The 12415-nt window shown below is 47.0% G+C and carries 14 protein-coding genes and 1 pseudogene; 10 read left to right on the forward strand and 5 right to left on the reverse strand.

Annotated features, from left to right (window positions below; genetic code table 11):
- Positions 1 to 142: 142 nt before the first annotated feature.
- Positions 143 to 562, forward strand: a pseudogene (traN, locus tag JHD45_RS21855) (conjugal transfer protein TraN); the annotation flags it as partial.
- Positions 563 to 600: 38 nt separating this feature from the next.
- On the opposite strand, the gene JHD45_RS21860 reads toward traN, so the two are convergent.
- On the reverse strand, positions 601 to 1455 hold the full coding sequence (locus JHD45_RS21860; RefSeq protein WP_199478716.1) for a hypothetical protein: 855 nt from the start codon (positions 1453 to 1455) through the stop codon (positions 601 to 603).
- 373 nt (positions 1456 to 1828) lie between these two features.
- Between JHD45_RS21860 and JHD45_RS21865 the strand changes: the two genes are divergently transcribed.
- The 8 genes from JHD45_RS21865 to JHD45_RS21900 all read left to right on the forward strand — a co-directional run bounded on the left by JHD45_RS21865 (position 1829) and on the right by JHD45_RS21900 (position 6148).
- Positions 1829 to 2329, forward strand: coding sequence for a GNAT family N-acetyltransferase (locus JHD45_RS21865; protein WP_199478717.1), 501 nt, complete (start codon positions 1829 to 1831; stop codon positions 2327 to 2329).
- Positions 2330 to 2481: 152 nt separating this feature from the next.
- Positions 2482 to 2796: a putative quinol monooxygenase gene (locus JHD45_RS21870; protein WP_199478718.1), complete on the forward strand. Its 315-nt coding sequence runs from the start codon at positions 2482 to 2484 to the stop codon at positions 2794 to 2796.
- 70 nt (positions 2797 to 2866) lie between these two features.
- Entirely contained in the window at positions 2867 to 3229 is a 363-nt protein-coding gene (locus JHD45_RS21875; protein ID WP_199478719.1) for a VOC family protein, read from the forward strand.
- A gap of 94 nt (positions 3230 to 3323) precedes the next feature.
- Positions 3324 to 3755 (forward strand): GNAT family N-acetyltransferase, encoded by a 432-nt coding sequence (locus JHD45_RS21880; protein ID WP_199478720.1) that lies wholly within the window; start codon positions 3324 to 3326, stop codon positions 3753 to 3755.
- A gap of 15 nt (positions 3756 to 3770) precedes the next feature.
- Complete coding sequence (locus tag JHD45_RS21885) at positions 3771 to 4304, forward strand: cysteine hydrolase family protein (protein WP_199478721.1); 534 nt, start codon at positions 3771 to 3773, stop codon at positions 4302 to 4304.
- Positions 4305 to 4679: 375 nt separating this feature from the next.
- Positions 4680 to 5156, forward strand: coding sequence for a hypothetical protein (locus tag JHD45_RS21890; protein WP_199478722.1), 477 nt, complete (start codon positions 4680 to 4682; stop codon positions 5154 to 5156).
- Positions 5157 to 5207: 51 nt separating this feature from the next.
- Positions 5208 to 5450 (forward strand): hypothetical protein, encoded by a 243-nt coding sequence (locus JHD45_RS21895; protein WP_199478723.1) that lies wholly within the window; start codon positions 5208 to 5210, stop codon positions 5448 to 5450.
- Between the two features lie 137 nt (positions 5451 to 5587).
- Positions 5588 to 6148 (forward strand): GNAT family N-acetyltransferase, encoded by a 561-nt coding sequence (locus tag JHD45_RS21900; protein WP_199478724.1) that lies wholly within the window; start codon positions 5588 to 5590, stop codon positions 6146 to 6148.
- 99 nt (positions 6149 to 6247) lie between these two features.
- Here JHD45_RS21900 and JHD45_RS21905 read toward each other — a convergent pair whose 3' ends face one another.
- From JHD45_RS21905 to JHD45_RS21920, 4 genes are all read right to left on the reverse strand, one after another.
- Positions 6248 to 7546 (reverse strand): MFS transporter, encoded by a 1299-nt coding sequence (locus JHD45_RS21905; RefSeq protein WP_199478725.1) that lies wholly within the window; start codon positions 7544 to 7546, stop codon positions 6248 to 6250.
- 601 nt (positions 7547 to 8147) lie between these two features.
- Positions 8148 to 9869, reverse strand: coding sequence for a ubiquinone-dependent pyruvate dehydrogenase (gene poxB / locus JHD45_RS21910; protein ID WP_199478726.1), 1722 nt, complete (start codon positions 9867 to 9869; stop codon positions 8148 to 8150).
- A gap of 774 nt (positions 9870 to 10643) precedes the next feature.
- Positions 10644 to 11090, reverse strand: a complete 447-nt coding sequence (locus tag JHD45_RS21915; RefSeq protein WP_199478727.1) for a MarR family winged helix-turn-helix transcriptional regulator — start codon at positions 11088 to 11090, stop codon at positions 10644 to 10646.
- A 5-nt stretch (positions 11091 to 11095) separates the two neighbouring features.
- A complete protein-coding gene (locus JHD45_RS21920) occupies positions 11096 to 11524 on the reverse strand; it encodes an organic hydroperoxide resistance protein (RefSeq protein ID WP_199478728.1) in 429 nt (142 codons plus the stop codon).
- Between the two features lie 585 nt (positions 11525 to 12109).
- Here JHD45_RS21920 and JHD45_RS21925 point away from each other — a divergent pair.
- A partial coding sequence (locus tag JHD45_RS21925; RefSeq protein WP_199478729.1) for a hypothetical protein occupies positions 12110 to 12415 on the forward strand: 306 nt, incomplete at its 3' end.

Raw genomic sequence — 12415 nt, forward strand, 5'->3', positions numbered from 1 at the left:
GCAGTTAGTTACCCCTTAACGAAACGATAAAAGATGAATTCCATATAAATTCTTTCTGCGAAGAAGATAGTTTTGTATGATGTAGATAGGTATTTAATATGGGTGTCTCGCAAAATCGCGCAAAATCAGTTGTATTTTCATAATACTTGGTGCTTGTATTGAGAAGCGAGAGGCTTATTGCTGTTTCAACTCTCCGTTATCTCGCATTATCCAAGAGCAGGTACGTCCTCAACTGGGTGAGTCCTTTGGTGATCCGAAGAACCCTCAGTGTGGTGGCATCCCTCTGGATAAAATTGCAGAGATCGACTGGAGCAAGGTAAACCTGGACGAGTGGCTTGGCATCTTACAGCAGAACGGGAAATTCCCGGACCCTAGCTCGATCAACCTAGATTCACTGACTGGCTCGGGTAGTGACTTCAATATCGACGGCACACGGGAGAACGCGCAACAACGAGCCTTGGACCGTATGCAAGAGATAGACCTCGATGCCAAGAGGAAACAAGCTACAGACAGCTTGGACCCGCAAACTGGAGCGCCGACAAGCGGCGGGGGAGGGGGATAAAAAAAGGGGCCGAAAGGCCCCTTTTTAATGCCTATTGTTTAGGCTTGCGGGTAAACAAAAAGCTCGGGCTTGCCTTGCTCCAGAAGGTAGGGGAATGCAACTTTGTCGCCGTTCTCCAGCTTCACAGTTTTAGGGGCAAGGTAGATATAAGCCCAAGCCGGGAGTTGTTTGCTTATGTCTGCGTAGATGGCTTGCTGCGGGGCGTGGCTGGCGGCCCCATTGCTTACTTTCACATAGTTGTACTGGCTCTCGTGGCCTGATGTGAAGGCATACGCTGCGCCTTGAGCGCCTGAGACAAAATCAGGTGCAGTACCAGCTCTTGGTTCGACAATCTTAACGTCGATTACGCACATGTCACGAAACTTACTTTTACCATCAACCCAAGTAGGGCAATCCCATTCGCTCTTGTAGAACTGATAGGTGAGCTCACCATCTTGGTCATAGAGCAGCGTAAAATCAGCACCCAAATCAGTCAGCGCTGACTCGATGGAAACTTTCACATGTGAAAGAAGTTTGCCCTGAGCATCTGCTGGTGAAACGGCTTCGTTAGCTGGCATCCAAGCGATCAAGCTATTGCGAGCACCATGCTGTTTGGGGCCGATAGCCCAGTTCGCAAGGTTGACCAAGCCACCTTGCCAGTCGGTCATGCCGAGCTGAGGGGATATGTAGCCAGACAGCACGTAGGCTGCGCCAAACGTTTTGGTGTCGGTTATGCGCTCCAGCTTGTCACGCGGAACAGAAGCATCTTGAATGCCAGTTACCAGACCTCCGGCCTCCGCGATGTTGTAAGCGCGACTGTGATTGGTTTTGTACGCTGTGGGTTCGTAACTGCTGGTGGAAGCACAACCAGACAGAGCTGCTACAGCTACGGTGGTGATTAAAGCCTTTTTCATGTTGTTCTCCGTTCTTACCTGAATTGAATCTGATTTACTTCGATAATATCAAAGCATCATAAAACGCAACCATAAAAGCTAAATTTTGTTAATACGATAAACCTGAAAATTTACTTAGAAAACGCATTTGACTAGGTGAGAAAAATCCGTTTTCCACTCATAATTCACCTCATTTTTACCTATTATTATATAGCTATGAGATGTCTACAAAAGTGGGTCCATACCAATAAACTCTTTGTGAGTGTCCAACCCAATAAAAACTATGCTATGTTCAATCATGCTTGCCTCCATGATTTAGTTGTTGACACATACATTATGGCTCGGGTTTTACACTAACCCACGAAATTGGAGGCTAGCCTCGTGGGGAGTCATTATGTCTATGACCTTTGAGGAAGAAATGAAACTTAGAGCATTCGAAAAGGAAGACTACGAGTTACTTGTTAGCTGGATTGACTCGGGTAAATTGAACTACCTATGGGGTGGTCCAAAGTTCGAGTTTCCCTTGAGTTCCGAACAAATTAGCCAACATTGTTCTCAGCCTGAAGTGTTTCCTTTTATCTTTGTTGTTTCAGGGGAAAGCGCAGGCTATGTCGAACTCTTCAAAGTAGCCGAGTCCCATTTCCGAATCTGTCGAGTATTCGTATCAAATGGCTTTCGTGGTCAGGGGATTTCTAAGCAAATGCTAGGGCAGTTAATTGAGTTAGCAAAAGAAAAGTACGCAACTAGTGTCTTGACACTTGGAGTATTTGAGCAAAATACAGTGGCTAGGAACTGCTATGAGTCATTGGGGTTTTCTGTCACCTCGCATGAAGTAGGTACTAGGTCATTTGAAGGTGAAGAGTGGGGTCTTCTGCACATGGAAAAACGGTTATAACAAAGCGTTTAAGAGAGATTTGCAATGCTCGGTGTTCTCAATTCAAGTCGAGTTTTGGTGTTTACGGTGTAGTAGTTTAGGTTAGGTTAGGTTGGGTTAGGTGGTAGTGTTGCTCACCACTTAATTGGGCGTTAGGATTTATAGGAGACTTTATGGCACTTCAAGATCAACCCGCTTACATTATCAAAATGCGAGCAAAACCGGGCCTAGGCGACAAGCTTTTCGAATTAGCTAGCGCTGGAATGACGAAATCTGGGGCTTCCGATCGATTCATTATTGCTCGTGAGGACGGAGATCCAGACATCCTTTGGAACGTTGAGGTCTTTAAATCCGAAGAAGCTAAAGTCAACTATGAGAATAGCCCGCTCGTTGACGAACTCCGCGACGAGATCATCGATCTTTTGGCCGAGCCGCCCATGCGCATTCCAGTCCATCCATATGCAGCGCTTCCCATTAATGTGTCCTAACTATTCATTCAAGCCAACGCTGCTCTGCGGCGCGGGTTAATTCAGGTGTTAAATCTAGGGGAGTCGTAAAATGATCTTCGGAATAAACCACGTACAGATCAGTATTCCAAAGGGGGCAGAAGAGCAAGCACGCCTTTTTTATTGTGAATTACTAGGATTAACTGAATTGGAAAAGCCGGAAGTGCTAAAGCGCAATGGTGGCCTTTGGTTAAAAGTTGGTGCAACTCAGCTTCATTTAGGCATAGAAGACTTAGAAAATCGACATAAGTCAAAAGCACATGTGGCTTTTGAAATTGAAGACGAACAAAGCATGCGTGAATTGCTTCAATGCAATAATGTTGAAGTTATGGAAAACACTCAAATCAAAGGTTATAAACGCTTTGATATTCGAGATCCATTTGGTAATAGACTTGAATTCATGGAAAAAATTTAACAAATTGTAGCACACAGCCCTTACCGGGCCGGCTTTGGACTCAAAATTCACTGGCGTTCGTTTTTCGCTCGTGTACAAAGGGGTTAGCGTAAAGTTGAAAATAACATATAGACAGGCTTTGAAAGAAGATTTTGCTTACCTATTTTCTTTGAGAAAAGAGTCGATGACTCCCCATTTGGAAGCTGAAGGGGTGTTGCTAGATGATGCCGATCACGTTAGAAGAATCGAATATCGTTTCGACTGCGCAAAGATAATACTGGTTGATGGAGCAATCGGTGGATTAGTAAAGGTTGTTGAAGAAGGAAATGATTGGGAATTAATTCAAATTCAGATAGATGCTTGTTTACGTGGTCAAGGTATTGGAAAAAGAGTTATCACTGACATTCTAGAAAGGGCTTTTTCTAAAGGTGCTTCTGTAAAATTAAGCGTATTCCGCTCAAATCCAGCAAAGGAACTTTATCAGAGGCTTGGTTTTAAGCCGTACTTGGATACACTGACAACATATGAAATGCGTGCAACCACCTAACAAAAGAAAACTTTTATGAAATCAGCCGTTCTTGTTATTGATGTGCAAAGTATTTTGTTCGACCCAGAGCCTCAACCATTTGAATCAAAAGTGGTGTTAAACAAAATTAATGAAGTTACCAAATTGGCGCGAGCTAAGTCAGTTCCTGTCATTTTTATCCAACATGAACAACCGAACTCCCTCATTGAATATGAGAGCGGAGGTTGGGCATTACAGTCGAGCTTAGTAACACAGGCTTGTGATCATTTCGTTCGTAAAACGACTCCAGACTCGTTCTTGAATACAAATCTTCAAAATGTTTTGAACGAGCTAGACGTCGATAGCTTAATTGTGTGTGGTTATGCCTCTGAGTTTTGCGTTGATACTACCATTCGTAGAGCAGCAGGTTTGGGGTACTCTGTAACTTTGGTTTCGGATGCACATACAACCCATGATAAGAAGCATGCCAGTGGCGCTCAAATTCGAGAGCACCACAATGCTACCTTGCCCGATATTTCGAGTTTCGGAGTCAAAATAGAAGCGGTTGAGGCAGACAGTCTGTGGGCATAGGGCTAACAAGCTGTTCATGACGGACTGCCAACATGTGGCGAATTTACTTCAAAGTTTGCACCATGTTTACGGTGGTTTATTTAGGTTTTGTGGTATTTGGCGGCCACTTAACAGGTTTACATTATCTGTATTAGCTCAACCAACGTAAGGAGTGAGTTTTTGATGCATACACAGGTATTGCAAGATGGGGCGGAGTCATTTGAAGTCTCTGTATACGAAGCAACAACCGCTTCCCCGGTTGTTCTTTTTGCTGTGGGGTCGGGTGGTCAACCGGAACGCCATACATCGCTCTTGGGCTCGCTAGCTAAATCAGGGTTCACGGTCATTGCACCACATTTCGAACGACTCACCACACCAATGCCTAGGGAAACAGATTTGACCCTCCGGGCGAGGCGCTTATCTCTTGCGCTTGACAAATTTCTTCAGTCTGGCACAACCGCTGTGGGGGTTGGGCACTCAATCGGCGCAGCTACCCTTATCGCTCTGGCGGGTGGACAAATGTGGTTAGGGCCTGGTCGGCGCGTCAATATCGCACCGGATAGCCGATTTACCCGGCTCGCTCTATTGGCTCCTCCCACTGGATTCTTCCAGGCTCTTGGCGCGCTTGACGCATTAAGGATTCCAATGTTGGCATGGGTAGGTTCGGAGGATAGCATCACTCCACCTGCCCAAACTGAATGGTTGGCTCATGCCATGCTTGACTGGCAAACCGTGGATGTTCGCATAACTGAAGGTGCAGGTCATTTCTCATTTATGGATCAGACTCCACCACAAATCACGGAGCCGTTGTCAAACAAGCAAGCATTTCTTCAGGAGCACTCAAGTGAAGTTTGCAAGTTCCTGTTGAGTTAAGCCGCGCTGTCATGGTAAGCCACATGCGACAAGGAACATGGAAACAAGGCCATGCAGCCGATGCTCGTACCTCGTGCGGTTGGTGGCTGGCGTTATGAGTATCCGCAATATGTATGCATATCGACGAATTACTTGCTGTTTATGCTGGCGGAGTGGTCATTACCAATAGAGAAATCGCCACTTACTTTCAATCAGTTAGCGGCGTACTTGAATCGGCCTTGTGCAAATCCAACCGTTAAGGCTGTTTGTGGCATCGAAGGTATGGATCTCGCACCATTTAAATCATACTCATAACAAAGCGTTTAAGGCTGATTTACAATGCTTATCAATTTTGGTTTCAATCAGCTTTAGTGTTTACGACACAATGGTTTAGGTTGGCTGGTCGCGTTGCTCACTGCTTAGCGCGGCACTAATATTTGGAGAAATAGAAATTGATACCAACACTTGAATCGCAACGGATTGTCCTTCGTCCTTATCAATTATTAGATGCGGCAAATGTACAAAGATTAGCTGGCGATAAAATTATTGCTGATATGACCGCCAACATTCCGCATCCATATTTAGATGGAATGGCTGAAGAGTGGATTTCAAAACATGAGGGTTGGTTCAAGAACAGAGAAGCCATTTCTCTTGCCATTCAGCTTTCTAAGACTGGAGAGCACATAGGAGCAATTAGCATCACTCAAATTGATGGTGCGTGCGGCAATTTAGGCTATTGGGTTGGTGTTCCTTACTGGGGAAATGGTTACTGTACAGAAGCTGCCGCCATAATGATTGAGTATGGTTTTTATGAATATGGTCTCGATTTGATTTATGCGAGGCACTTACCAGAGAATCCTGCCTCCGGAAAGGTTATGACAAAAAATGGCTTTGAATACAAAAAAGAGGTAATGGTTGGTGATCGAAAACTTTTACATTATGAATTGCCTCTCAGCCAGTGGCAGAACATTAACAAGTACGGACTTAGGGCTCGTCCCAACCGTAAACGTTAGCCAACCGTAGCGATAGTTCGGCGTCTCACCTCAATTCTCACTCACTACTTTCTGTCCCGTGCCCAATGAAACTGGGCACGGGGTATGTGATCGACTCTTCTATGCTTTATCGGGGCGGTGGAAGAGTAGGGTTACGACCACGGAAGATGCCGCGAGTGCTGACATCAACATGAACGCATCGGCGAAGCTTCCGCTTTTGCCAATGATCAAGCCAGTCAACGCCGGTGCCAGAAAGCCAGAGATAGCGAAGCCGAAGTCCATGATGCCGAGCGCAGTGGCGGAACGGTCGCGGGCGACGTCAATGTTGACGGCGTAGAAGGCGGCATTCGCGCTCATGGACGAGGCGACGGCAATGGTGATCAGGATCAGGGCCAGCGTCAAGTTGTCGGTGAAGGCAACGGGCAGGATCACCAGTGCCGCCAGGGCTTGTGTCACCGCAATCAGATAGCTTCGGGCAATGCGTAGCTTGCCGGTAAGCCGCAAAAGCTTATCCGATAGGTTGCTGAGTAGGAGCAGTGCGACGGCAGCGGCAACCCAGGGCGCGGCTGAGAACCATCCGACGCTGGTGATAGACAGTTTAAAGGTCTTTTCAAGATAACCCGGCAGCCATGACATGAAAAAGAACAGGAAGTAGCCGAAAACGAAGAACGCCCAGTAGTTTGCCAGAAGCGTGCCGTTCGTTAATAGTTTTGCCCAGCTTGTGGGCTTATGCTCCACGACGGGGGCGTCGGGGTCGCGATCGTGCGTTTCTTTATCAGCGATGATCGCCATCTCGGCTTCATTCACTTTGTTGCTGTCTTTGGGGTGGTTGCGAAACAGGATCCACCACAGTGGCATCCATAGGAGGCTGACAACACCCAGTATGAGAAACATCTCGCGCCAGCCAGTGAGTGCGGTGATATAGGAGACGATCGGCGCACCGATGGCCAGCGAGATTGGCACGGCCACCAGCGAATAGCCCAGCGCTCTTCCGCGCTCCCGTCCCGATAGCCAGTTTGCAATGGCCCCTGTCTGGCCTGGGAACATCGGCCCTTCGGCAAGACCGAGCGCCGCGCGTGCGACTAGGATCAGAATAAAACTGCTGGCGACGCCGATAAAGGCGGTGGCCAAAGCCCAGGCGACAACTGACACCGATAGCACGATCCGTGCGCCAAATCGGTCGACCAGAATGCCACCCAAAAGCGTCGTCACGGCGTAGCCGATGCCGAAGGCACCAAGGATCATCCCCTGCTGCGCATCACTGAGGCTCAATTCCTTCGACATGGGTCCAATTGCATAAGAGATTGCTGAACGATCAATGTAGTTGATGAGGATGATCGCGGCGAGCATCGCCACAATGATCCAGCGAAAGCTTGTGGCGTCGCCTGATTGAGGCGTTTGTTTGCTTGGTGTAGTCATTTTTATTTCCTTCTTTACAAAGGTACTTATTTTTGGTAATCCAGTATAAGTTAAATTAATATTATTGACTATCCTTGGCATTGGGGTGAGGTACAGCCTATGAAAAATGTCTCCTCTTTTCCATATTCCTACATACGTCCTGTTTTTTATACACAATTGACTGGCCTAGCAAATTCAAAGTTTCTTTGAATGGTGTAGTCGTCAATAAATGTCATTTGCTCAGACTCGATTTGGCGATGATAGGTGAGTCTTGTTTATCTTGATGAGCCAATATTTTATGGACAATGCCAAGCTCGGTTATACAAGCAATTACCTTTGCATTGCTCTGTTTACAAGCTTCACACTTAGTAATGTCGAATACGCGTTTTAACCTTGGGCCCTCGTTATGCTCCTAGCGGGATAGGTTTTATCGCTCTTTTAGTCCTGCTCTAACCTAGGGTTATGATTGTCTCACTGAGGAAATCTATGCCTCCACAGTGCCGTTTGGTGTAAATACTTCCTTTCTAAGTTGTAACGTTGATGAGAAATGTTTACCCGCCTTGCAGCTGTATCGGCGGCAAAGCCGATGTAAAGCGGGTAAACATCTTGTGAGTCCAGTTAATTAACGAAGTAGATTGGTTTTGCCCAATTCAACAAGGGCATCGCCATCGCCATTCAGAATGGCTTTGAGCATATAGAGGCTGAAGCCTTTGGCATGTTGCATCTTTACTTTCGGTGGCATTGCCAGTTCCTGTTTGGCTATTTTCACTGACAACAGATAAGGCCCTTCACTGGCTAACATGGTTTTTACTGCCGCTTCCAGTTCACTGCCATTTTCCACGTACGCAGAATCAATACCAGCTCCCCGGGCAATGGCAGAAAAGTCAGGGTTATCCAAATCCGTGTCATGAGAATAGAATCCCGCTGATTTCATCTCCATGGCGACGAATCCTAGCGAACGATTATCAAACACAACGATTTTAAGGGGCAGTTTATGCTGATTAAGGCTCAGCAAATCTCCCATTAGCATTGAAAAACCGCCATCTCCACACAACGCAACCACCTGACGCTGGCGATCGATACTCTGAGCGCCGATTGCCTGGGCCAGTGCATTCGCCATAGAACCATGGTTAAACGATCCCAGTAGGCGACGCTTGCCATTCATTGTCAGATAGCGAGCTGCCCAGACGGTAGGGGTGCCGACATCACAGGTGAAGATGGTGTTGTCTTCGGCGTGTTCGTTGATCAGTTTGGTCAGATACTGAGGATGGATAAGACTCCGGTTGTCCGACGGGGATGCCAGCTTATCAAGGGCCTGCCTAGCTGAATGGTAATGCTTACGGGCAGCTTCCAGAAAACTCGTGTCATCATGACGCTTCAGCTTTGGCATTAATGCGTGAAGCGTCTCCTTCACATTACCCTGTAAAGCAAGATCGATATTAGCGTGCGCACCCAGTGCAAGGGGAGATCTGTCTACCTGAATGATGGTTGCTTCTTGAGGATAAAACTCTCGATAAGGAAACGCACTGCCCAAGATGATCAGCGTATCAGCATTTTCCATAGCATGGTAACCAGAAGAAAAACCTATCAAACCAGTCATGCCTACATCGTAGGGATTATCGAATTCAACGTGCTCTTTACCCCGCATGGCGTGTACCACTGGTGACTTGAGGGTATCTGCCAGTGCCAGCAGTTCCTCATGAGCGCCCTGACAACCTGCTCCAGCAAGAACCGTAATTTTTTTCGCATTATTTAGTAACCGCGCCATCTCATCGATACTTTGTGCTGAAGGTGTCACAGAAGGGCGTTCAGGTGTCTGCCAGTTCATTTTTGTCGAAGGGGCTTCAAGCAGTGCAACATCTCCGGGCAGCACGATAACGGCGACATCCTGTTTCAGGATTGCGGTTCGCATGGCGACATCGAGGACGTAAGGTAATTGCTGTGGTGAGGTAACCATTTCACAGTATGCGCTGCATTCTGAGAACAGCATTTTAGGATTGGTTTCTTGAAAATAGCCTGAGCCAATCTGATTAGAAGGTATATGGCTCGCGATGACGAGAGTAGGCACATGGCTGCGATGACAGTCATAGACACCGTTTATCAGATGCATATTGCCCGGCCCACAGGATCCGGCACAGACCGTCAGTTGACCAGTTACTTGTCCTTCAGCACCTGCTGCAAAAGCAGCGACTTCTTCATGACGGGTACCAATCCATTGTATGCTTTCGTGCTTTTCCAGTGCGTCGCTAATACCATTAAGAGAGTCGCCGGTGACCCCCCAGATGCGGGTGATGCCAGCGTCGGCTAGGCTATCAACCAGAAACTCTGCAATTGTTTTTGCCATAGTGGTTCCTCAAAAAGATTAAGTAGGTCTGACTAGGACTGTGTGTCGCTGTTAGACCAAGGTTTCTGAAACAGAAGCGGATTAAGGTTATATACGTAACGCCGCCGGCAAGCGCTTTTCTGTTTATTTTGGGCACCTGACGCTTTAACGCATGAAAAGTGTAGTGTAGGGGAAATGACTGGATAAAAATGCTAAATTTATTGTTATTTGTTATAGGTCTAGTCAGCCCAGCTGGCTGGCTTGACGGACCTCAAGGGCTCTTCGTGACTTTATCCGACAAACCTTCTCTTTTCTCTTCAGCATTGATGTTATCTTTCCTGCTTACGGTATATAAGTCAATATCGGTGTATCCGTAGGACGTTCTTGTGTGGCAAAGGTTCTGTCTCTGATGAAAGCTTTGTGCACCGCCGAGGCTGGGGCGAAAATATGTCTGCACGTTACGCACACAGTGACATTCACTGTCTCTGCGGCGCTACGCCCTAGACTCGCCGATCACCCGAATCAGCAAAATAAGGAAACTATCGGGACATCCTCGTTAGAATCCGTTTCCGAGACGTGCCTACGGTTAGTTTCCTAGTAGTGACCGAAAAGTTTTGTTATCAACTTTATTACGATCCCACAGCCGTGTATCTCAGCTGCGGGCTGACTAAACAGCCCGATCCTAGGAGGTCCAATACGGCCTTTAACCCCCACTTCCTTTGGGTTTTTAGAGTCTGCTAGGTCACTGCCGCTACAGATTTACGCGATTCTTGGACCATCGATGTTCCTCTGGAGTCAGTCCACTTTGGTCAGAAGGTTTACCAAGGTTACGGCAGACCGACGTAGCGATTCGAGGTCATCTGGCGGAAGTGAAATCTCTTGGGCAAGTTTCTCAGGGACGGTCAGCGCTTGCGCTCGTAATTCCCCACCGTGAACAGTCAGCTCAATCAAAACCCGTCTTTCGTCCTGTGGATCGCGTCGACGGGTGATGAAGTCGTCCCGCTCCATGCGTTTCAGTAACGGTGTTAGCGTCCCGTTGTCTAGATGAAGGCAGGCACCGATCTCACCGACTGTCAGTCGTTCGTGCTCCCACAACAGGAGCATCACCAGATACTTGGAGTAAGTGAGCCCAAGTGGTGCGAGCAAGGGACGGTACAGACGTTGCAAAAGGTTTGTTGCCGCATATAACGGAAAGCAGACCTGATTCTCCAGCAGAAGATAATTTTCTTTTGACTCAGGCATAGTTGTTACGGCTGCGCTTCGACGGTGATTTTGACATCAATATTGCCCTTGACCGCATTGGAATATGGACAAGCTAGGTGTGCCTCAGCAACCGCGTCTTCTGCCACGGCCTGACTGACTCCGACGATGGTGACGTCAAGTGCAACCGTCAGACCAAAGCCACCTGCATCGTTCGGTGACATACCGACAGTAGCGACCACAGTGATGTCGTCATCTTTAACCTTCTGATCCTTGTTTCGCGTGACGTGAATCACGGCGTTACCGAAGCAGGCGGCGTACCCCGCAGCAAACAACTGCTCTGGATTGGTGGCATCGCCTTTGCCGCCAAGTTTCTGGGGGAGGGCAAGTGGCAGTTCTAACAATCCATCGTCACTTTTGACCGTGCCAGAACGTCCGCCGACAGCGTTTACAGTTGTTGAGTAAAGTGTGCTCATATCAAGCCTCTCTTTGATGATGTTGTGATTTAAGTTTTAAGCCATTATATGGCTTCCAATATATATGTCAACCTCACTTTTGGAAACTTAGCTTTTCTGATCGTCTGCATGGTCGTCGCTGGATAGCGCCAACACAGCACGCTAAGGTTCGTGTTCTGAGGGAATAGTCTTGCCTTAAGAGTTGAATCGCGCTAAAAAATAAGAAGTTAGGATCAAAATAGTGGCGAACTTAGGTTATCTGGCAAAAGAGGCTCTGATTAAGCTTGGTTTTCAGCGACAGAATATAACAGGGAGGTCACACCATGAAAAAACACATTCCCTATATAAAGCGCCGCCGTTTAACGGTGGGTTATAGTCGCAGCAGCGAGAGCTCTTCGTTGCTTGGCAAGTGTTATGCAGTTGCAGTGATCGACCTTTTAAAGGACCCAAGGTGGCGTAGAGTCATTGCAGTAGCTAAGGGCGTTTATACCGAATTTAAGGTTTCCACATAGGCATGCCAATCACGGCGGTGGCTACTACATTGCGGCTTTGCCTTCATTTTAAGGATGCGCGAGTTGTCGGAGTTATACTTCTGGAATATTTTTTATGATCTTTTTTGATATTGATGATACGTTGTTTGACTATAAAACTTCACAGGATATAGCAGCCAGTAAATTTTGTGACATGTTCTCTGATCGATTGATTCCAGAGAAGTCTGATTTCGTCAAAGTTTGGGATACTGTAGCTCGTGAGCACATGAAAAGATATTTGTTAGGCGAATTAACTTTTCAAGAACAGCGGCGCGAAAGAATAAAGGCAGTAATTCATGGCATCAAGAGTGATAAAGAAGCGGATCTATTATTCATTGAATACTATTCTTTTTTTCAAAACTCATGGAAGTTGTTTCCGGAT

Origin of the sequence: Marinomonas spartinae, from assembly GCF_016461715.1 — a bacterium.
Lineage (GTDB): Bacteria > Pseudomonadota > Gammaproteobacteria > Pseudomonadales > Marinomonadaceae > Marinomonas > Marinomonas spartinae_A.

What these genes read in the sequence shown, in the direction of transcription:
- JHD45_RS21860 (WP_199478716.1), bottom strand. Translation starts at nt 1,455, where the DNA reads ATGAAAAAGGCTTTAATCACCACCGTAGCTGTAGCAGCTCTGTCTGGT.
- JHD45_RS21865 (WP_199478717.1), top strand. Translation starts at nt 1,829, where the DNA reads ATGTCTATGACCTTTGAGGAAGAAATGAAACTTAGAGCATTCGAAAAG.
- JHD45_RS21870 (WP_199478718.1), top strand. Translation starts at nt 2,482, where the DNA reads ATGGCACTTCAAGATCAACCCGCTTACATTATCAAAATGCGAGCAAAA.
- JHD45_RS21875 (WP_199478719.1), top strand. Translation starts at nt 2,867, where the DNA reads ATGATCTTCGGAATAAACCACGTACAGATCAGTATTCCAAAGGGGGCA.
- JHD45_RS21885 (WP_199478721.1), top strand. Translation starts at nt 3,771, where the DNA reads ATGAAATCAGCCGTTCTTGTTATTGATGTGCAAAGTATTTTGTTCGAC.
- JHD45_RS21895 (WP_199478723.1), top strand. Translation starts at nt 5,208, where the DNA reads ATGCAGCCGATGCTCGTACCTCGTGCGGTTGGTGGCTGGCGTTATGAG.
- JHD45_RS21905 (WP_199478725.1), bottom strand. Translation starts at nt 7,546, where the DNA reads ATGACTACACCAAGCAAACAAACGCCTCAATCAGGCGACGCCACAAGC.
- poxB (WP_199478726.1), bottom strand. Translation starts at nt 9,869, where the DNA reads ATGGCAAAAACAATTGCAGAGTTTCTGGTTGATAGCCTAGCCGACGCT.
- JHD45_RS21915 (WP_199478727.1), bottom strand. Translation starts at nt 11,090, where the DNA reads ATGCCTGAGTCAAAAGAAAATTATCTTCTGCTGGAGAATCAGGTCTGC.
- JHD45_RS21920 (WP_199478728.1), bottom strand. Translation starts at nt 11,524, where the DNA reads ATGAGCACACTTTACTCAACAACTGTAAACGCTGTCGGCGGACGTTCT.